Origin of the sequence: Halorubrum amylolyticum, from assembly GCF_004114995.1 — an archaeon.
Taxonomy (GTDB): domain Archaea; phylum Halobacteriota; class Halobacteria; order Halobacteriales; family Haloferacaceae; genus Halorubrum; species Halorubrum amylolyticum.
The window spans coordinates 1-18,276 of record NZ_SDJP01000045.1 but is presented as its reverse complement, the minus strand read 5'-3'; the positions used below and the strand labels follow the sequence as shown (position 1 = coordinate 18,276).

19 protein-coding genes and 3 pseudogenes are annotated in these 18,276 nt (G+C 58.6%); 7 read left to right on the top strand and 15 right to left on the bottom strand.

The window, feature by feature from the left end; translation table 11 throughout:
• The 13 genes and pseudogenes from ESO89_RS17355 to ESO89_RS17295 form a co-directional block, all read right to left on the bottom strand.
• Positions 1 to 95, bottom strand: a 95-nt coding sequence (locus tag ESO89_RS17355) for a sugar phosphate nucleotidyltransferase (protein ID WP_277750268.1), incomplete at its 3' end; no start/stop codon positions are given.
• Between the two features lie 99 nt (positions 96 to 194).
• The gene (locus tag ESO89_RS17350) at positions 195 to 1,010 is read right to left on the bottom strand and encodes a TrmB family transcriptional regulator (protein ID WP_206731791.1); all 816 of its coding nucleotides are present in this window, start codon (positions 1,008 to 1,010) and stop codon (positions 195 to 197) included.
• 92 nt (positions 1,011 to 1,102) lie between these two features.
• Positions 1,103 to 1,698 (bottom strand): annotated as a pseudogene (locus ESO89_RS17345) (IS6 family transposase).
• A 56-nt stretch (positions 1,699 to 1,754) separates the two neighbouring features.
• Complete coding sequence (locus ESO89_RS17340) at positions 1,755 to 2,129, bottom strand: Rid family detoxifying hydrolase (protein WP_128906675.1); 375 nt, start codon at positions 2,127 to 2,129, stop codon at positions 1,755 to 1,757.
• A 37-nt stretch (positions 2,130 to 2,166) separates the two neighbouring features.
• Positions 2,167 to 2,826 carry a carbohydrate-binding family 9-like protein gene (locus tag ESO89_RS17335; protein ID WP_128906674.1) on the bottom strand — a complete coding sequence of 220 codons (660 nt, stop codon included), beginning with the start codon at positions 2,824 to 2,826 and terminating at the stop codon, positions 2,167 to 2,169.
• The gene (locus tag ESO89_RS17330) at positions 2,823 to 3,665 is read right to left on the bottom strand and encodes an SDR family NAD(P)-dependent oxidoreductase (protein WP_128906673.1); all 843 of its coding nucleotides are present in this window, start codon (positions 3,663 to 3,665) and stop codon (positions 2,823 to 2,825) included. Before ESO89_RS17330 ends, ESO89_RS17335 begins: the two co-directional genes overlap by 4 nt.
• Positions 3,666 to 3,748: 83 nt before the next feature.
• Complete coding sequence (locus ESO89_RS17325) at positions 3,749 to 4,915, bottom strand: mandelate racemase/muconate lactonizing enzyme family protein (protein WP_128906672.1); 1,167 nt, start codon at positions 4,913 to 4,915, stop codon at positions 3,749 to 3,751.
• 40 nt (positions 4,916 to 4,955) lie between these two features.
• Complete coding sequence (locus ESO89_RS17320) at positions 4,956 to 6,095, bottom strand: hypothetical protein (RefSeq protein WP_128906671.1); 1,140 nt, start codon at positions 6,093 to 6,095, stop codon at positions 4,956 to 4,958.
• Between the two features lie 63 nt (positions 6,096 to 6,158).
• Positions 6,159 to 7,004, bottom strand: a complete 846-nt coding sequence (locus ESO89_RS17315) for a carbohydrate ABC transporter permease (protein WP_128906670.1) — start codon at positions 7,002 to 7,004, stop codon at positions 6,159 to 6,161.
• Positions 7,001 to 7,939, bottom strand: coding sequence for a carbohydrate ABC transporter permease (locus tag ESO89_RS17310; protein ID WP_128906669.1), 939 nt, complete (start codon positions 7,937 to 7,939; stop codon positions 7,001 to 7,003). The genes ESO89_RS17315 and ESO89_RS17310 overlap by 4 nt, the downstream gene beginning before the upstream one ends.
• A gap of 9 nt (positions 7,940 to 7,948) precedes the next feature.
• The gene (locus tag ESO89_RS17305) at positions 7,949 to 9,301 is read right to left on the bottom strand and encodes an ABC transporter substrate-binding protein (RefSeq protein WP_128906668.1); all 1,353 of its coding nucleotides are present in this window, start codon (positions 9,299 to 9,301) and stop codon (positions 7,949 to 7,951) included.
• 76 nt (positions 9,302 to 9,377) lie between these two features.
• Positions 9,378 to 10,181 (bottom strand): creatininase family protein, encoded by an 804-nt coding sequence (locus ESO89_RS17300; protein WP_128906667.1) that lies wholly within the window; start codon positions 10,179 to 10,181, stop codon positions 9,378 to 9,380.
• Positions 10,178 to 11,284, bottom strand: coding sequence for an ABC transporter ATP-binding protein (locus tag ESO89_RS17295; RefSeq protein WP_128906677.1), 1,107 nt, complete (start codon positions 11,282 to 11,284; stop codon positions 10,178 to 10,180). Before ESO89_RS17295 ends, ESO89_RS17300 begins: the two co-directional genes overlap by 4 nt.
• Before the next feature lie 185 nt (positions 11,285 to 11,469).
• Here ESO89_RS17295 and ESO89_RS17290 point away from each other — a divergent pair, with 185 nt between their 5' ends.
• From ESO89_RS17290 to ESO89_RS17275, 3 genes and pseudogenes are all read left to right on the top strand, one after another.
• A complete protein-coding gene (locus ESO89_RS17290) occupies positions 11,470 to 12,246 on the top strand; it encodes an IclR family transcriptional regulator (protein ID WP_128906666.1) in 777 nt (258 codons plus the stop codon).
• A 340-nt stretch (positions 12,247 to 12,586) separates the two neighbouring features.
• Positions 12,587 to 13,161, top strand: a pseudogene (locus ESO89_RS19565) (IS6 family transposase); the annotation flags it as partial.
• Between the two features lie 399 nt (positions 13,162 to 13,560).
• Positions 13,561 to 14,588: pseudogene (locus tag ESO89_RS17275) on the top strand (restriction endonuclease); the annotation flags it as partial.
• A 6-nt stretch (positions 14,589 to 14,594) separates the two neighbouring features.
• Here the strand turns inward: ESO89_RS17275 and ESO89_RS17270 are convergent.
• Positions 14,595 to 15,338: a TrkA C-terminal domain-containing protein gene (locus ESO89_RS17270; protein ID WP_128906665.1), complete on the bottom strand. Its 744-nt coding sequence runs from the start codon at positions 15,336 to 15,338 to the stop codon at positions 14,595 to 14,597.
• Between the two features lie 387 nt (positions 15,339 to 15,725).
• Here ESO89_RS17270 and ESO89_RS17265 point away from each other — a divergent pair, with 387 nt between their 5' ends.
• The 4 genes from ESO89_RS17265 to ESO89_RS17250 are packed head-to-tail and all read left to right on the top strand — an operon-like array spanning position 15,726 to position 17,492.
• A complete protein-coding gene (locus ESO89_RS17265; protein WP_128906664.1) occupies positions 15,726 to 16,085 on the top strand; it encodes a hypothetical protein in 360 nt (119 codons plus the stop codon).
• Entirely contained in the window at positions 16,078 to 16,563 is a 486-nt protein-coding gene (locus tag ESO89_RS17260) for a universal stress protein (RefSeq protein WP_128906676.1), read from the top strand. Before ESO89_RS17265 ends, ESO89_RS17260 begins: the two co-directional genes overlap by 8 nt.
• 11 nt (positions 16,564 to 16,574) lie before the next feature.
• Positions 16,575 to 17,261, top strand: a complete 687-nt coding sequence (locus tag ESO89_RS17255; RefSeq protein WP_128906663.1) for a potassium channel family protein — start codon at positions 16,575 to 16,577, stop codon at positions 17,259 to 17,261.
• A gap of 30 nt (positions 17,262 to 17,291) precedes the next feature.
• A complete protein-coding gene (locus ESO89_RS17250) occupies positions 17,292 to 17,492 on the top strand; it encodes a hypothetical protein (protein ID WP_206731790.1) in 201 nt (66 codons plus the stop codon).
• Between the two features lie 31 nt (positions 17,493 to 17,523).
• Here the strand turns inward: ESO89_RS17250 and ESO89_RS17245 are convergent.
• Positions 17,524 to 18,276 (bottom strand): IS5 family transposase (locus ESO89_RS17245; RefSeq protein ID WP_128906662.1); only part of this gene is annotated, 753 nt, incomplete at its 5' end.

Here is an 18,276-nt window from a genome sequence, read left to right as displayed (position 1 = left end):
GGCGTCCCGTTCACCTCGACCAGCACCTTCGGCTTGTCGTCGGTGAGTGGGCGGAGGCGTGTGCCTTTGCCGGCTGCGAGTACCACTGCTTGCATGGGTCTCCGGTCGGACCCCTAGAGAAAGGGTATACACCGCCTAACGCGTGTCGGGGCGATCGCGGGGCCGCTTCGGCGAGGATCGGTCGCGGGGACGCCTTACGAGTCCACGTTCGAGAGGAGCCCGGTGGACATCAGCCGGCGGACGATCGCGACCAGCCCGTTGTCGAACCCCCGTCCGAACACCGCCTGCTCGTGGTCGTGGCTGCTCCCCGCGGACTCGTGGAACGAACTCACGAGGATCGTGTTGCGGTCGACGAGGAGGAGCCGACCGATAACCGTCTCGTCGCCGGTCTCGGCCGAGCTGCTCAGCCACTCGAGCCCGGAGACGAACACCTTCGCGTCGGGAAGCCCGCCCTCGACGCGCTCCCGCAGCGCCTCGTTCGTGATCCCGACCACGACGCTGACCCCCCGCTCTCCGGCGGCCTGCAGGCGTTCCCGTAGCCCCGGCGTGTACGCAGACTCGTCGCCGATCACGAGGATGACCTCGCGATCCGACTCGTCGATCAGCTGTTGGGTCCGACTGGTTATCGCCGAGGCCCCGGACAGCGCCCACACCTCGTGGGTGACCTCGGTCTCTTCGGTCGGGGCCGCCGGTTCGATCTCTCGGAGCGTCGTCCGGAGCGAATCGGTGCGCTCCTCGTACTCGCGTCTGAGCGTCTCTGCCGCCTCGTCGATGGAGACGGCGCGGAACCGCTGCGGGTTCGCGTGTTGAATCTCGACTAACCCCTTCGTTTCCAGGACTCGGACCGCATCGTAGACCCGCGTGCGGGGGACTTCGGAGATCTCGCTGATCTCCTTCGCGGTCCCCTTCGGGAGCCGAGTGAGCGCGACGAACGCCTTGGCCTCGTACTCCTTGAGCCCGAGCACCTGTAGCAACTCGATCGCCTGTTCGTGATTCGATAGATCATCCATGAGCCCCAACCATTTTGCTACTGACAATTCGGTAGCTACTCCGGGTTTGATCCCCTGCGTGAAAATCGCTTCCCCTTCTGGACCGATAGTGTTCAGATAAGCTGATTCATGCGAACGCGAAGGATCTGATCCACTCGTCCGCAGTTTCTGTGTCGGCGTTGCTGAAACAGTCTGAGAAACTGGTAGTTCTGCGTTTCATCGTACGAAAGACACGTTCGACGCCGTTTCGATTTCCATGTCGTTCGTATCTGAAATCGAGATCGTGTTTCCGACAGGCTCGTTGAAGTGAAGCCGAGCCATCAACAAGAACAGTCGCGTCGTCTACATCGTGTTTGTCACGGAGTTCAGCGAAAAACCGATCCGCGAGAGCGTTATTTGTCGTCGGATCAAGCTTTGTATGGAGCAGATCGTTCGTTTTCGGAACGACAGCAGCGTACAGCCAATACTGTTCATCGTCAAGCTGAATCACAGTCTCATCAACCGCAACGTGATTCGGGCTTCGACCAGTCTCCGGCTGTAGATCGGCCTTGTGAACCCAGTTATGAACGGTTGATTGGACCCGATCAACACCGAATACCTCAAGAAACAAAACAGTATTCAAAAGAGATAATTAAGATAAGTGAAGCTGAATACTGAGCCTCATCAACAGCCGCGGTGTTGCTTCTCGCTCCGCAAAGTCTAAGTTGATCTCGTCTAAACACTATCATAACAGTTGGTTTTCAAAAATCAAAAACTGCCGTTCAGTCAGATGCTTGCGATAACCTCGATCTCGACGGCGATCTCGATAGGGAGACGGGAGACTTCCATAGCCGCCCGCGCCGGGTACGGCTCGGTCATGTACTCCGCGTAGACGTCATTGACGGTCTCGTAGTCTTCCATGTCCGTGACGTAGACATTCGCGTGAACGATATCGTCGAGCGAACTCCCCGCGGCGTTAAGGATTGCGGAGACGTTCTTCAGCGTCTGTGCCGTCTGCTCCGAAACGTCCTCCGAGACGATATCCCCGGTGTCCGGATCGACGGGACCCTGTCCCGAAACGTACACGCGGCCGTCGTCGAGTATTCCCTGCGAGTACGGTCCGATCGCGTCCGGAGCTTGGTTTGTGCTGACTTCCTCCATGAACGAAAATCGTCGTGGGGGTCGCTTGTATCTTTCGTCAGCGGAATCTAAGCTCGCCGAACGCGGATGGTCGGTGGAAGTCCGGTTCCGGTGCGTCGACCGGATTCCATGCTGCATAGAGTGGTTCGGGGCGGCTCCGGAGCCGGTAGAAGTTCCCGCGCCACCGCGTTCCTGGCGACGGGGCGACCGCGACGCCGGAGAGATCTGACAGTACATCAAACGGCAGCTTCGCGGCGATCCACCACTCGTCATCGTCGGCATGAGGGCGTTTGGTAGGACCATCAATCGATGTCCGAACCCGAATGGCGTCCGCGGTCTCGGGCTCGACAAGCGTCCGGTTCGCACGGTCGGGTCCGTAGCCGAGGTGATACGTTCCGACGCAATTCACCTCGAAGTTGACGTACGCTTCGCAGACCGCGGGCCGCGGGCTGGCGAAGAACTCGACGCAACTGTCCTCCCAGACCGACCCGTTGAGCGTCGTCGTCGTCGCGTAGCTGTGGCGGTCCGCCACCTCGTAGTGCAGGTAGAGTGATTCTTCATCGTACAGCGCCCGCACCTTCGTCCGCGGCCGGTGCTCGGGTGTGGTCCAGAGAAACCGATCGATCTCTACCGGTTCCGAGCGGTCCCACGTCGTTCCCGTCGTGTCCCCAACGAGCGGGACGGGGTCGGAAACACGGCGGACCGCTGCAGTCCTCATCGATCGGCCGGCGGCTCGTCAGCCTGATAGATCTCGTTCTCGAACGAGCGCGGCAGTCCGGCGGTCAGGCCACCGTCGACGACGAGATTCTCCCCGGTGATGAACCCGGACCGGTCGCTTGCAAGAAAGAGGGCGGTGTCCGCCACTTCTCGCGGCCGGCCGAACCGACCGAGCGGATACTGGTCGAGCCACCGGTCCCGAGCACTCGTCCCGCCAGACCGCTCCTCCGTACTCTCCATCTCGGCCCGTCGGTTTTGGGTCTCGATTGTCCCAGCCGAGAGCACGTTGGAACGGATCCCGTACTGGCCGTAATGCGTGGCGAGGTTTCGTGAGAGCGCGAGGAGTCCGCTCTTCGCCTCCGAGTAGCCTGTAAGCCCGATCCCGAAGAGACCGTTGACCGACCCCACATGGACTATCGATCCGCCGCCGGCGGCGATCATGGCCGGCAGTGCCTCGCGAGTGACAAGGTACGGAGCCTTGAGGTTTAACTCCAGCATCCACTCGAATTCGTCCTCGTCACACCGGTGGATCAGGTCGGCGGACTCCACCGACCCGCCAGCGTTGTTGACGAGGACGCGGAGGTCGCCGAACTCTTCCACGGCAGTGTCGACGAGATCGCGGACGGCTTCGGAGTCGGTCACGTCGCACTCGACCGGCACAACGCGCCCGTCGTGTTTAGCTTCGAGTTCATCTGCGACGGCCGCGACGTCCTCGTACGTTCGCGAGCAGATAACCACGTTCCCGCCCGCTTCGGCGAACGCCGCCGCAATCTCCTTCCCGATGCCGCGTGAGGCGCCGGTAACTATCGCTGGACGGTCCGCGAGTGACAGCTCGACCATATCGCCTGAACGCACAAGGTGGGCGATTATGAAGCTTCCGACGTGAACGCGGTCGCTCGGCGTCCGATGACGCCTGTTGGACGCTACACTTCGTACCGCTCGATGGCGTCTCGGTCAACCTCGATCCCGAGTCCGGGTTCGTCGCGGACCGTCATCCAACCGTTCGACGCGTCGAACGGATTTGCGATGATATCGCCCTCCCAAGCATAGTAGGTTGTGTCCGGCGGAAGTGAGAAGCCGGGCAGCCCGTAGACGGCTTGGAGGATGGCCGCGGTCCGAATCCCGAGGTCAAACGCGCAGTGGTGCGTAAAGGGGACGCCCGCATCCTCAACGATCGACGCCTGCTGTCTGAGGCCGCTGATCCCGCCGGCCGGTGTCAGATCTAGGACGGCAACGTCCATCGCGCCGGCCTCCGCGAGCGACCGCAGGTTGTTTGGGATGTACGTGTCCTCGTTCGGGGCGATCGGCTGCCGGAGCCGCTTCCGGAGCGTCGCGAGCGAATCGTGGGCGTTTACGCGGATCGGTTGCTCTAGGTACTGGAGGTAGACGCCGGCGTCTTCAAGCGCCGCACCAACGCGGACCGCCTGATCAAGTGACCAACCCTGATTTGGGTCGAGCCTGAACTCCAACTCTCCGCCCACCTCGTCGTGCATAGCCTCGATCCGTGCCACGTCCTGTTGCCAATCTCGTCCGGCTTTGGTCTTGAGCACCGAGAAACCGGCGTCGAGCGCCTCTCGGGCCTTGACGCGGGATTCCTCAGGCGAGAGGATGCCGAGACAGAAGGCGAACTCGATGTCGTTATCGCTTCCCGACACGTGGTCCGCGGCGTCGGCATTCATCGCAGCCGTCTGATCCGGGGCAGTCGAGCCGCCGAGCAACTCGTGGATGGGCTTGCCGAGTGCCTTCCCTGCGATATCCCAACAGGCCGTCTCGACAGCGGCAAAGAACAACTCGACGTTCGTGTACTCGATGAACACCTGTCGACGAAGGCGCTCGACCTCGAACGGTGACTGACCCTCGATCAGGGGGCCGATTCCTTCCTCGATCACAGATTCCGTGGCGGCCGCGGTGAGGAACGTGCGCATCTCTCCCCACCCGGACACCCCCTCGTCCGTCTCGACCTCCACGAGAACTCGTTCCATCGAGTCGACCTGTCCGTGGTTCGTCACGTAGGGGCCGATGCCGAGCGGCTCGTCGAGTTCGAGCAGCGGTACGTCCACAGTTCTAGCTGTCACGTCTGTGATTTCCATGTACACCTGTGTAGGTCCCTAATAAAAGAAGATACCGCCTTCACCGGATCGCCGCGTCGATCCAGTCGAGCGAGCGGTCGGGGAGAAGCCCGTAGTTGTAGAAGGAGACGCGCGGAACGTCCTCCTCACGAAGCCCGTCGACGATCCGCGAGAGTGTCTCAGAGTCGTGGATCTCAGGATGGCCGGGAAGCAGTCCGACGTGGACCGGTACCTCCGGGCCGAGGCGCTTGATGCACCGGTAAGCGCGCAGGACTGCCTCGCGGCTCGACTCGTACGCCGGGAGACAGACGTAATCGAGGTGCGCCGAGAGTCGGTCCAGATCGACGCCGGCCATCCACTCACGTCCGGGTTCTGGGGTGCCCACGTAGTAGCCGAGCGGTGTTCCGTCCGCAGCCGCGGCGAGGTCCGCGTAGAGGTCTACGAGGCGTTCTTGCCGCGCTGCGACGTAGTCGGCGACCGACTGATGCTGCCGGACCCACTCTTCCGGGGCAGTGTCGCTCGACAGATCGTTCGCGACGATAGCATCGAGTGCCTCGACTGTCGCCTCCCGTGCCTCCTCGACGTCGACCCCTTGTGTCGCGGCGTGCTCTCGACAGTGCTCACAGAAGCAGAGGCCGAACAGGAACTCCCCAAGCGTCCCGAGCTCCGCGTGGATTTTCTGGTGGTGCCAGCCGAAGCCAGTGCCGTAGAAGTAGTCGAATGTCTCCAGCTCGATCCGATCGAACCACTCCCGCGAGGCGAGGTCGCCCACGAGCGATGTCAGGTAGCGCTGAACCGCCGGGTTTGACGGGCAAAGACCGAAGACCAAGCTGTCGCCGTACGGAGACTTCAGCGTGACATCGGGATTCGCCATTCCGAGCCGCGAGTTGTGACAGCCGACCGTCCACGAGGTCAGTCGGAGATCCTCGGCCCCCGCCGTGATCGACTCGACCCAGTCACCATCCATCCCCTCGTACGGCGTCGGTCGGAGGTCGCCATACCTGTCGTCCGGGAGGAAGTACGAACTCGCCCGCGCGAAGTGGGTCTTCTGGCCCGCGTCGTGCGGGGAGAACGCTTGGACGGCGTGGTAGTTCGTCGCGAGATTCACTTCATCGACACCGATCCCTCTGAGTCGTGACGAGACCGACTCGACGCCCTCATCGCGGAGGTCCCACGGGTACGCCCACGTTGCAAACTCCATGCGCTTACAGGTGGGGCTGGGGTGTTAAATCCCGTGTCGGATGGGGCCGGCTCCAGGGAGCGGTTACTCCTTGACGGCGCCGGCGGTCATCCCTGAGACGATGTACTCCTCGAGGAACGCGAAGAGAATCAGGAGCGGCACAATGCCGATGACCGACGCGGTGAGCATCATCCGCCAGTCTGTCTGGAGCGCCCCAACCATCGAGAAGACGCCCCGCGGGACGTTGTACTTCCCGGCGTCTGTGAGGAACGTCAAGACAAATAGCAGGCGGTTCCACGCGTACAGGAACGTGTAGGTGACGCTCGCGACGAGCGCCGGCTTCGTGAGCGGCAGGACGATCTTTGTCAGGATCTGCCACTGCTCGGCGCCGTCGATCCGCGCGGACTCCTCCAGCGACACCGGGATCGTCTTGAAGTAGCCGTACAGCATCCACACGTTGAACGGCAGCGTGAACGCCGCCGCGGGGATAATGACGGCGAGGTAGCTATCGAACAGGCCGACGGCCGTGATGACATCGAAGAGCCCGACGATGAGTACGACCGGTGCGAACATCTGCACGACGAGCACCGATAACAGGAACGACCGCTTGCCGACGAAATCATTGCGCGCACACGAGTACGCGGCCGGGATGGCGAGCACCAGCGTGAGGATGACGGTTCCGATGGAGATAAGGAAGCTGTTGGCGACCCACAGGAGGATCTCTGTTTGACTCCACACCTGTAGGTATGCCTCGACCGTCGGGTCCGCGGGAATGAGCGTCGCTGGGCTCGAGAAGATCTCGGACTCGGTTTTAAACGTACTCGAGAACATCGCGTAGAATGGGAACATCATGAGTCCCAGCAGCGCGATGAGCACCCCGTACAGGCGGACCTTCCGGAGCCAACTTCGCTCGTGGCCAGCCATCGTCATAGCTCCTCACCCCCGCGCGTATATACGCGCAGATAGACGACAGCGAACGCCAGAAGGAAGAGGAAGCCAATGACGCTGAACGCGGCGCCGCGACCGAGGTTCCCGTTCTCCAGACCGACCTGGTAGATCCAGATCACGAGCGTCGATGTGGTGTTGATCGGTCCGCCGCCGGTCATGGTCCAGATCGTGTCGAAGCTGACGAACGTCCAGATTGTCGACAGCAGGGTCGCGATCAGGACGACTGACTTGAGTTGCGGCAGCGTGATGTATCGGAACTGCTGCCAACGTTCGGCGCCGTCGATCGCAGCCGCCTCGTACAGCTCCTGCGGGATCGACTGGAGCCCCGCTAGGAAGATGATCGCCATGAAGGGTGTGCCGATCCAGATGTCGGCCACGATGACACCGAGCCATGCGATCTCGGGATTCCCGAGGATGCCGATCCCCTGATCGATGAGCCCTAGTTCGAGCAGGAGGGCGTTCAAATAGCCGTACTGCGGATGTTCGATCCAGCGGAACACGACCGCGGAGATAGCGTAGGGAATCCCCCACGGGATCAGGAACGCCGTGCGGAAGAACTTCCGGCCTTTGATGTCGCCCTTCAGGTGGATGGCGATCAACAGGCCGAGCAGCGTCTTCCCCGCGACGCCCACGACGACCCAGCGACCGGTCTGCCAGAGCAACTGGGTGAAGATGTCGCTGGTGAGGATTTCGACGTAGTGCTGGAACCCGACGTACGTCTCGACGGGGGAATCCGCCGGAGACTCGTACAGCGAGAGTCGAAACGTTTCGATGATCGGATAGCCGACGACGCTCAACAGGAAGATCGCAGCGGGAGCGATCAGCAGATACGCGCGACTGTTCCGGCGGAGGTACTCGACCCCCCGTTCCAAGCGCGAGTCAGTTGCTGTCTCGGCGTACTCCTCTATAGTGCCCATTTCTACCGATCACTCCATGGCATCTTCGAGATCGGACTGGGCGTCATCGAGCGCCTGCTGCGGTGGTTTCTGTCCACCGACCGCCTCCTGAATAGCCTGAACCATCCGGTTGTTGAACTCGTTGAAGTTCGAGAGCTTCGGTCTGGCACGGGCGTACTGGCCCGCCTCGATGTAGGGAGCCCAGTTCGACGACTCCTGGAAGTAGTCCCGCTCGCCGACCTCCTCGACCGTGGGCATGAACCCTTTGTTCGTCGCGTACTCGAAGTGGCGGTCGGGATCGAAATAAAACCTGAGCAGGTCCTCGGCTGTGTCCTTTACTTCGGACTGAGCGAACACGGAGATTGCGTCGATGGTATTCAGGCTGTACCGGCCCTCAGGCCCAGCGGGCACCTGAACGATACCGTAGTCGAAGTCGACATCGCCGTCTTCCTTGGCAGTGTCGATGTTGATCCCGGTGTAGACGTGTGCGATGACCATCCCGAGTTCACCGGATTCGAACAGCTGGCGAATGTCTTGGCGGGTCGACGAGAGCGGCGAGGGCTGGGTGATCCCGTACTCCTGATTGAGGTCGGCGTAGAGGGAGAGCGCCTCGACGCCGCCGTCGGAGTTGACGACGGGATTCCCGTCGTCGTCGATCAAGTCCGCTCCGTGCGACCAGTGGTAGTGGTAGTACTGTGATCCCGTCTCGATAGCGTCGGCGCCGGCGAGCCCGAGTGGGGGCGTGTCCGTTTCCTCACGGATGGTCTCCCCGGCCGCGATCATGTCTTCCCACGTGTCGAGTTGCGGGTTCTCCGGATCAAGCCCGGCCGCCTCGAAGACATCTTTGTTGTAGTAGAAGCACTTGTTCGACGCGGCCCACGGGGCACCGTAGTAGGAACCCTGGTACCTGCAGCCCTCGGCCATCCCTTCGTAGAAGCGGTCGCCGAACTCGCTTTCCATCAGCTCGTCGATCGGCTCGAGCTCCTCTTTGCCGACTAACTGGGGAATCCAGCGTGCCGGCCAGCGGGCGACGTCGGGGGCCTCCCCCCCGTCGACGCGGTTGTTGACCGTCTGCTGGGCGTTGTCCCAAGTGACGCTGGTGAACTCGAGGGTGACATCGTGTTCCTCCTCGAACTGCGCGTTGTTCTCCTCGAAGTACGACTCGATGTTGTCCCCGACGCCCATCGTCAAGAACTGGATGGTCTCCCCGTCTCCGCCGCCGTCATCGCTGCCCCCCTCGCTGTCCCCGGAGCCGCCGGAACCGCCGCCATCTCCGCCTCCGGAACAGCCCGCAAGCGCGATGATACCGCCGCCACTCATCGCTTGGAGAACGTTTCGCCGGTCAATACTTCCGTCCGTAAGGTTCATGTTCTTTTCCGACATCTGCGCTAGATATTCACTTGCGGTTATTAAAATCTTTGGGTGGACGACTGTCTGTACGGGATGATCCGATCGGCCGTCAGCGATTATGCTCGTGGACGGCGGTGAACAGCGCGCCCAGTTCCTCTGTCACCGCTTCGTAGATGCGTTCGCCCTTGTCTGCGCTCGCGAGTTCCGGGGCACCGATGTCGCCCGTATCGGAGTATTCCTCGAAATTGCGGTACACCGAGAGGGAGCCGCCATCGAGGAGATCGCCGCCGGCCCAGTCGTAGTGCTCATCCCAGCGGGTTCCCTCCTCGATCATCGAATCGACCACCAGGTCGGGACGAAGGTACAGCATAAGGGAGGTTTCGTATTCTCCGCCGTGAGCCATGCCCCCGGTTTCGCTCTCGCGGAGATCCGAAACCTCGGTCGTCGCGAGCGTGAAGTACGTTGTGCCGAGTACTTCCGCATCCGCCGTTTTCCCGAGCGTGCTCACCAGTGCATCGATGATCGCGCTGTTACCGCCGTGTCCGTTCACGAAACAGACGGCGTCGAAGCCGTTCTCCAGTCCCGTCCGGCCGACATCCTCAAGTGTCCGTCGGAGGTGCTCGAACTCCAGCGAGAGCGTCCCACCCAGCGAGAGGTGATGCGGCGAGAACCCGCTCCAGATCGGGGGTGCGACGAGCAGCGGGACATCGTCGCGGAGCGATTTGGCTCCTCCATGGACTACTGCGTCCACCAGGAGCGTGTCAGTAATGACGGGCAGATGGTGCCCGTGTTGCTCGACGCTCCCCACGGGGACCACGAGGACGGAGCCGTCTCGCTGGCCAACGTTTTCGATGGCCGCATACGGTTTGCCAGCCCATTCCCACTCATCCGTGCCGATGGTTTCGTGAATCATCGAGTCGTCGTTTGCTCGGCGATCGTCGTCGAGACCCGATCTCCCGTCTCGTCGAAGAAGTGAATGTCCTCGATGTCAAAATCGAGATCGATGCGCTCGCCGGTATCAGGACTGTACTCGCTGTCGACGCGAGCGATAATCTCTTTCTCGGTGTCGTCGTCGGTTGGGGGGTTGAGGTAGAGGTAGTTGTCCGCCCCCATAGGCTCAACCACATCGACATCGGCGGGGATTCGGCCCGCTCCGTCCGCCAAGCGCAGGTCTTCGGGACGGACACCGAGCGTGTAGCGGCCAGTCGCCAGCGACACGTTGAGATCGGTCCGGAAGCTCTCTCCCTCCACGTGGACGCCATCGGGTGCGGACTCAACCGCAACCTCGAAGAAGTTCATGCTCGGAGATCCAATGAATCCCGCGACGAACCGGTTGTTCGGTTCGCTGTAGCAGATCTCGGGCTCAGCGACTTGTTGGAGTTCGCCGTCGTTCAGGATCGCGATCCGGTCACCCATCGTCATGGCTTCCGTCTGGTCGTGCGTCACGTAAACCGTGGTGACGCCGAGTTCCTCGTGGAGCCGCTGGAGTTCCGTTCGCATCTGCGAGCGGAGCTTCGCGTCGAGGTTGGAGAGTGGCTCGTCCATGAGGAACACCTCGGGGTCGCGGACGATCGCGCGTCCAAGTGCGACCCGCTGCTGCTGGCCGCCCGAGAGTTCCTTGGGATACTGTTCCAGCAGTTCCGGGATTTCGAGGAGTTCGGCGGCGTTCTCGACGCGGTCGTCGATCGCAGCGGTCTCGTACTCGCCGGAAAGACGCAGGCCGAAGGACATGTTCTCCCGTACGCTCATGTGCGGATAGAGGGCGTAGTTTTGGAACACCATCGCGATGTTTCGGTCCTGTGGCCGGACGTCGTTGACGATCTTCGATCCGATCTCGATCTCGCCGCCCGAGACCGTCTCAAGGCCGGCGACCATACGAAGCGTTGTCGACTTCCCACATCCAGAAGGACCGACAACGACGAGGAACTCGCCGTCGCGAACGGTCAGGTCAATCCCTTCGACGGCGACTACGTCGTCGTAGGTCTTTGTGACGTTAGATAGCTGTACGTGACTCATTGTAACCTGTCGGCAACTCTGTAGCGGGATATAAAAAATTACCGACGGAGTTGATCGACGGCGCGACAATCGTTCATCAAGGCGCGACAATCGTTCATCAAGTTTTGTTAGCATGATACTCAATTGTATAATACCATTTTTGACTATACCAAATATTATGCGCATGGAGACGATTACAGTAGCACATGAATGACGATCGATCGCCACGGCGAATTAAGTCGGTGGGAATAGCCTTTGACATACTCAAAATACTTCGAAACGAGGGGGGTGCAAGGGTGACGGAGATCGCCGAGGCGATCAATCGCACACCGGGAACAACCCACACCTATCTCGCGACGATGTGCGATAAGGGGTACGTCAGGGTTGAGGACGGGGAGTATCAGGTGGGACTGTTCGCACTCCCACTCGGTGAATACGTTAGGGCGAACTCCAAGCTTTACCAGGTCGGGAAGCCGGAGGTCGATAAACTAGCTCGGGAGACGGGCGAGGCGGCCCACCTCGTGGTGGAGAGTCACGGCCGCGAGATCCTGCTGTACGAGCAGTTCGGACCCGATGCTGTCGGGGAGGATCTGTACGCGCGGATCAAAGGATATCCCCGGCGAAATCTCCACTGTTCGGCCGCGAGCAAGGCGATCCTCGCACATCTCGACGAATCTCGACGGAACGAGATACTCGATGGTTATCAGCTCGTCTCTCGGACTCCAAACACGATTACGAAAGAGGAGGTGCTCCGTGAGGAATTGGAGCAGGTTCGAAGCGACGGCTATGCGAGTAACGACGAAGAACAAATCACCGGTGTTCGCGCTGTCGCTGCACCGATCGTCCACGAGGAGACGATTTACGGGGCGATCAGTCTGTCTGCACCCACGAGTCGAATGCCGCAGGATCAGTTCATGAAGACCGCCCCGGAGCAGATTCTTGACGTTGCGAACGTAATAGAAGTCAACATTCAGACGCCCTAAGCCGAGCGTCGAACGACAGTTCGGCCGCTCCGAATTGCTGGTGATAAACGAATATCTCTCTTTGTCACTGAGAAAAGTGAATCTACGTAAATGTGTAGCATATACTTAAGAAATTTTGAGATAATATGATTGGTAATTGGTAAAATGAACGATGAAAAGTCATCTATTCAGCGCGATAGTTTTGACATATTCAAAACACTACGGTGCGTGACTCAGTGGCGAGCCGAATGGGATTACAAACGTATGGCTGTAATGGATATCGCGTTAAGTGCGAGGATGTGGCGGACGAGTTTCAGTGTTGATAGAAAAATTCGACCGCCTCAGCGAGATCGTCACGTAGATCGGTCTCTCGTTTATAAAACAAGATCAAACGCCGCGATGGACGATTGAAGTGAGATTCCACAGTCATCTGTCCAGTATATCTATCTACAAGCTATATAAATTTTTTGATAATATGAGATAGATAGGAGCCACGTTGCAATTCATAACTGGGTTCAGAAAGCCGATCTACAGCCGATCTCGACCGTCTCCGAGGAGCAACTCGCGGTTGACGAAAAGATGATCCGCCTCCACGGTCAGCGGTTCTGGCTGTACGGCGAGGTAGCTCCGCATACGAACGAAATCCTCCACATGAACCTCTATCCGACCGCAATAAACAAACGACGCGATGGTTTTTGACTGAGCTACACCGGCGCTACCAGCTCGATAACATGGAATTTCTGGTCGATAACACAGACAATCTTGGACCGGTTCTTGCTGAAGACGGCTATTGATCTCAAATCGTTCGGCATGAAATCGGAATGCACTCGAACATATATTTTAGGAGATAGAACTGTGAAAATTATTGTTTGCAAATAGTTTTGCAATGTCGCACTAGAGACAGCTCAAAACTGGCTCGAAGCCGCTGCCGAGTACGGACAGATTTGGTGTGTACCCGCTTGTGATGCGCACACGGAAGGCTACCGCCTCACCGTGGACGACGACACGAATCGCGTCCAAGTCCGCATCAGCCCCAAACCCTACAAGAAGGTGACAGGCCACCTGCGCGGTGAGCCGGACGCGATGGATGAACTCCGAGATGCCATTACGTCGGATGAGGTGGATGTGGGGCAGGCCGAACTCCTGTACCGAGATGGCATGTACTCCCTACACGTCACGGTCACACGCGAGTTCGACGTGCCCGAACTCAACACCAGCGACACGCTTGTCGGCGTGGACATCAACGAACGCAACGTCGCACTCACCGCCCTCGACCGCAACACGATGCGGACGAAGGGTACGCTCGTCCTCGGCTACGGGCGTGTGAAGCAGGGGTGCAAGCACACGGGGACGGTCGGACGGCCGGTCGTCCAGAAGCTGTACTCGGCCATCGCGACGTTCGACTTCGACGGCCCGAAACGCGGGATGGTCGTCACGACCGGCCGGTTCACGAATCCCGCCGAGGAGTACGCCCAGCGCCTCCAGCAGAACGACGATCTGCATCCCATCGAGTTGCTCGATGGCGAGGACCTCCGGGAGATCGCCGACGAGATCGGGCTGGACCTCTACAACGGTCGCATCGAGATCCTCTGTGACGAGACGCTACGCCCCTACGATTCGGCTGCCGACGTCGACGCGCCCGTCGAGGAGGCGTTCCGCGACGTCGAGGGGGCGTTCCGCGACATCGAGAACATCGAGGCCGCCGACCTCCCAGAACCGCATTCGTCGGTGACGTTCCGTCCGGTGGTCGCGGTCACCGCGGACACGAACGCCGTCTTCGAGACGTCGGTGGGCGTCATCCACCGGATCAACGACCAGGCCCAGTTCGTCGCCCACGCCGAACGCGGGCAGCCGCAGGTCGTCGACGAGGACGTCGCGACGTTGGCCACCGAGAACCTCCATGCGACGGTCGACCTCGACTCGGAACAGTTCGGGGAGGTATTCGACGACGTCGAGGAGCGCCGGTTCGGACAGACCCAAACGGAGTACAAGGAGTGGGCCGTCGACCGACTCCAGCAGCATCACACGACGACGGCATCCATCGGTGCGTCCACTGTGACACGAGCGGAGTCGATGAGACCTACACCTACTGTCCGAACTGCGGGGCCATCGCCTGCGCCAGCCACATTAAGACCGAACGGCTGGAAGGCGAGCCGGTCTGTACGGGCTGTGCGGTGACGGAACGGTTCGCGCTGAAGACGAAGTACTTCAACGACGAGAAGAATCTCGAAGCGTTCCGCGAGGAGTACGCCGACATGCCGTTCCGCGAGAAGGCGATGGAGAACAAGCTGCTAGCTGGAGGCAGTGTGGCCGCGGCGCTGCTGGTGGTTATTGGATTGTTCGTGGTTGGAGGCGCCATTTAGAAAACTTCAATTCGTCCCAAACTCTCCTAAAGAACTCTTATTTAGTGGTTCCTTCGAGAATAGTGAAAGAATATCCCCTGATTGTATCTGGGTACCTCCTTTCGGGGTGAGAATATCACCGTCTCGTTCGATACCGACGACAAGCATTTCGTCGGCTATCAGGTCTTCTTTCACAGCCTGCTCAATGGTTTTGTTTGCGATCTGCGCACCCTCTGATACAGTAAACTCAACGACTTCTGCGCCACCAGCAAGGCTCATGAAATCCGTTAATGATGGACCTTTCGAGATGTTTTCTGGACCGAATGGATTGTACGGGGTATGGTACTCGCCTTCAATGACGCTCTCGTCTTCTATTTCTAACCCGAGATCAGAGAGTTCGGCTGCAATCTTATTAATATCGTCAGTACCAGCACCGACAACTGTGATCATTAAGTTTGCAGATCCAGACATGAGCTCTCGTACCGATACGACCCCAGAGATCTCTCGAGCGGACTGACCAAGCTGGAACCGATCCGGAATCGGTGCTGTACAACTGAACTGATACGTAACATATCCGTTAATAGACTTGTAATCAATATCGGCTAGATACCCCCGCAGAATGTCTTGTTCTTCGAGTTGGTTGATTCGATTCCGAATCGTCGCTGGTGTAACATCCATCTCATCGGCGATATCTGTTGTCGCGGTGTTTCGTGCATCCAACCCTAAGTAATAGAGAATGCGTTTATCAACTTCATCGACTCGGTGAGGCATACTGGATATAGAACCAGTATGAATAAAGAGTATTCTATACGGATTGTGATTTGAAAATCTTCATCTATTCTATTTTCGATTCATGTCGCATTTAGATTGCTACTTGTGCTATCAAAATCTGAACAGAATGTCGTCCAATTGGTCTAGTGTAGAAAAGCTTCTCACTCTTGCCCCGAATGTTGCTATTCTGATATAATTACAAGGACAAAAATTTAGAGGCAATATAATGCGCGACGAGAAAATTCTATGCCAATACTTATGTGATAGGGCGAACTGTAGTTGAAACGGATAGCCCAACAACGAATGCGTTGCCGTTAACAGAGTCGATTCGCAGCCACATCGTCGTCTGCGCTGCCGCTCTAGAAACGGTAACATCCAACTTACATCATGACCCACTCAGATATCGACCCCCCTGAGGACCTTCCTGAGGGATTATCGGCTGTGCTCGAAGAATGTGATGACAGCCAGCTCAGAGATGTTATCAACCACGCACAACAGCTTCTCAGGGACCATCCTCCCCTCACGGAGGCTATCGAAGCGCGTCACGGGGAGGAAATCGTTCGGACAGAGGATCACGGCGCATACACGATTGTTGTCGTGGAACGTCCGAACGAAGCAGATGAAGCGCGTGGACCATTCGCCTACAGGGTACGATGGGAACCTGACATCGATGACGGGGAGGGTCGATATAAGTGGCATTATCTCGGGAGAGTAATCGGGAGTCCGAGTGCTGATCGCGATGACTAAGCCCATCTTTCACCGAGTCGTCGTTCCGGTGGCGAACCGCGACGATGCGGCATCGACCGCAACCGCACTCGCGCCGTACGTCGAGAACACGGATTGTTCGGTCATCTCGGTTCACGTTATCGAAAAGACAGGTGGGGCCCCGAATAAAGCACCAGTAGCGAAACTTGAACAGCGTGCAAAGGACATCTTCGCAATCATCACCGAAGATTTCGACACCACCGGGATACCCATCGAAACGGACCTACGATACGGAACCGATATTGCATCGTCTATCCTCGACGCTGCCCACGACGGCAACGCTAGTGCAATCGTCTTCACCCCGCGCGGTGGAAGCCGCTGGCGTAAACTGCTGACGGGCGATGTGACCCACAACTTGGTTACCAACAGCGGCGTGCCAATCTTGGTTCTTCCCGACCGGGAAGAACAGAAGGCGAATGCAACGAGACCTCAACCGAGCAAGAAACCCTTAGACAGATAACCAACACATACATGTACATCATCATCGTCGGAGCCGGCGACATCGGAACACCACTGATCGACATCGCGACCCGGGCTGGAAACGAGGTTGTGGTCATCGAAAAGGAACCACAGAAAGCCGATGCAATTGCGGGTGAGTACGATTGTATGGTTCTTAATGCAGATGCCACAACGAAAGATACGCTAACCGATGCTGGCGCAGAGCGGGCTGACGCGATCATTTCCACGACCGATCAGGACGCGACGAACGTGATGATCTGTCTGCTCGCAAAAGAGCTCGAAATCCCGGGTGTCACCTCCGTTGTCCATAATCCAGAGCATATGAACCTTTTCAGACAAATTGGGGTGAACACGATTGAAAATCCCCAACAACTCATTGCCGGGTACCTCTACCGGGCGGTTGCCAGGCCAGCGATCGTCGATTACATGCAGATCGGTGAGGATGCGGAGGTCTTCGAAATCACTGTTACTGGGGACGCTCCAATAGCTGGAAAGAGTCTCACAGAAGCGGGTGAAGAAGGGATTCTGCCTGACGACGCTTTGATCGTGGCAATCGAACGTGAAGGCGAAGGCAAACCACAGACGCCGCGCGGAAATACCCGAATCGAGGTTGGCGATCTGCTGACCGTGTACTCAGCAACCGGAGCCGACCCAGAGCTCACAGATATATTCGGCCATTACGAAGACCGAGCAGTATAATTAAACACATGACACCAGTGACTTGTTAACATGTCTCTGTCACCCAGCGGCCGTCTCAATTTTGTAACTGCCTCAAAGACGGTCATCAGAGACATCGGTGCCCTCCAAGTTCTTATCGGCGGGCTAATGTTGATTCCGTTGCTTGTTTCGCTGCTTTATCAGGAATGGTACAGCGGGCTGGCTTTCCTGATCAGTGGTGGAGTTACCGCACTCGCAGGCGGGGTTGCATAGGCTGTGTTGAATCGCTGTAAGGCGGAGAGATTCACTGTTTGACGAAGCGCTTGATGTTATAGACGACACACATCAGTGCGATTTCGCGGAACTCACGAAACCATGACCGCGCTCGCACGGCGAAGCCGAGCGAGCGCTTCACAGCTGAATTCACAGTTTCGGTCATAGAGCGCTGATTGTAGCGGGTATCGTCGATTCTGGCGTTGTGTGCGTGGTCGTACGGAGCGAAGATCCGGTGCTTGATCAGCGGTCTGATTCCGAGATCGCGTAATCCTTCACGAAGTGATTGCTTGTCATATCCTTTATCGGCGGCGAGAGACCGCAGATCGCCCGCATTTCGGCGGGCGATCTGCTCGGCGAGATCTGCATCGCTTCCTTCTCGATTCGTTGAGCAGTGAATGTCAAGGACGGCTTGAGACGCTGTATCGACGAGTTTCGTGACCTTCAGCTTCTGAACGCGGTAGCTGATTCGCTGGCAGTAGTGGCGGCTCGCTGGTGAGCGATCGTAGAACGTGGCGTCGATCGCGGCGTGTTCAGAGAGATCGTGCAGCTGCGCCGACTGGCGCAGCAGCACTCGGCAGACGCTCATACTAATCCGGTCGAACGCCTTACACAACGTGGACGGCACGGGGAGATCGGCCGCGTTGAGGCCGATCTCCCCGGTTATTTGTGGCATCTCTTTGAGCAGGTCGATCGTCATGCGGTACGATGAATCGAGGTAAATCCGCAGACAGTGAAGGGAAACGAGTGCATAGTCGGCGAATCCGCCGCCACCTTCCGGGGC

Excerpts from the sequence above, each read along its gene's own strand:
- ESO89_RS17350 (WP_206731791.1), bottom strand. The coding sequence starts at position 1,010 with ATGGATGATCTATCGAATCACGAACAGGCGATCGAGTTGCTACAGGTG.
- ESO89_RS17340 (WP_128906675.1), bottom strand. The coding sequence starts at position 2,129 with ATGGAGGAAGTCAGCACAAACCAAGCTCCGGACGCGATCGGACCGTAC.
- ESO89_RS17335 (WP_128906674.1), bottom strand. The coding sequence starts at position 2,826 with ATGAGGACTGCAGCGGTCCGCCGTGTTTCCGACCCCGTCCCGCTCGTT.
- ESO89_RS17330 (WP_128906673.1), bottom strand. The coding sequence starts at position 3,665 with ATGGTCGAGCTGTCACTCGCGGACCGTCCAGCGATAGTTACCGGCGCC.
- ESO89_RS17325 (WP_128906672.1), bottom strand. The coding sequence starts at position 4,915 with ATGGAAATCACAGACGTGACAGCTAGAACTGTGGACGTACCGCTGCTC.
- ESO89_RS17320 (WP_128906671.1), bottom strand. The coding sequence starts at position 6,095 with ATGGAGTTTGCAACGTGGGCGTACCCGTGGGACCTCCGCGATGAGGGC.
- ESO89_RS17315 (WP_128906670.1), bottom strand. The coding sequence starts at position 7,004 with ATGACGATGGCTGGCCACGAGCGAAGTTGGCTCCGGAAGGTCCGCCTG.
- ESO89_RS17310 (WP_128906669.1), bottom strand. The coding sequence starts at position 7,939 with ATGGGCACTATAGAGGAGTACGCCGAGACAGCAACTGACTCGCGCTTG.
- ESO89_RS17305 (WP_128906668.1), bottom strand. The coding sequence starts at position 9,301 with ATGTCGGAAAAGAACATGAACCTTACGGACGGAAGTATTGACCGGCGA.
- ESO89_RS17300 (WP_128906667.1), bottom strand. The coding sequence starts at position 10,181 with ATGATTCACGAAACCATCGGCACGGATGAGTGGGAATGGGCTGGCAAA.
- ESO89_RS17295 (WP_128906677.1), bottom strand. The coding sequence starts at position 11,284 with ATGAGTCACGTACAGCTATCTAACGTCACAAAGACCTACGACGACGTA.
- ESO89_RS17290 (WP_128906666.1), top strand. The coding sequence starts at position 11,470 with ATGAATGACGATCGATCGCCACGGCGAATTAAGTCGGTGGGAATAGCC.
- ESO89_RS17270 (WP_128906665.1), bottom strand. The coding sequence starts at position 15,338 with ATGCCTCACCGAGTCGATGAAGTTGATAAACGCATTCTCTATTACTTA.
- ESO89_RS17265 (WP_128906664.1), top strand. The coding sequence starts at position 15,726 with ATGACCCACTCAGATATCGACCCCCCTGAGGACCTTCCTGAGGGATTA.
- ESO89_RS17260 (WP_128906676.1), top strand. The coding sequence starts at position 16,078 with ATGACTAAGCCCATCTTTCACCGAGTCGTCGTTCCGGTGGCGAACCGC.
- ESO89_RS17255 (WP_128906663.1), top strand. The coding sequence starts at position 16,575 with ATGTACATCATCATCGTCGGAGCCGGCGACATCGGAACACCACTGATC.
- ESO89_RS17250 (WP_206731790.1), top strand. The coding sequence starts at position 17,292 with ATGTCTCTGTCACCCAGCGGCCGTCTCAATTTTGTAACTGCCTCAAAG.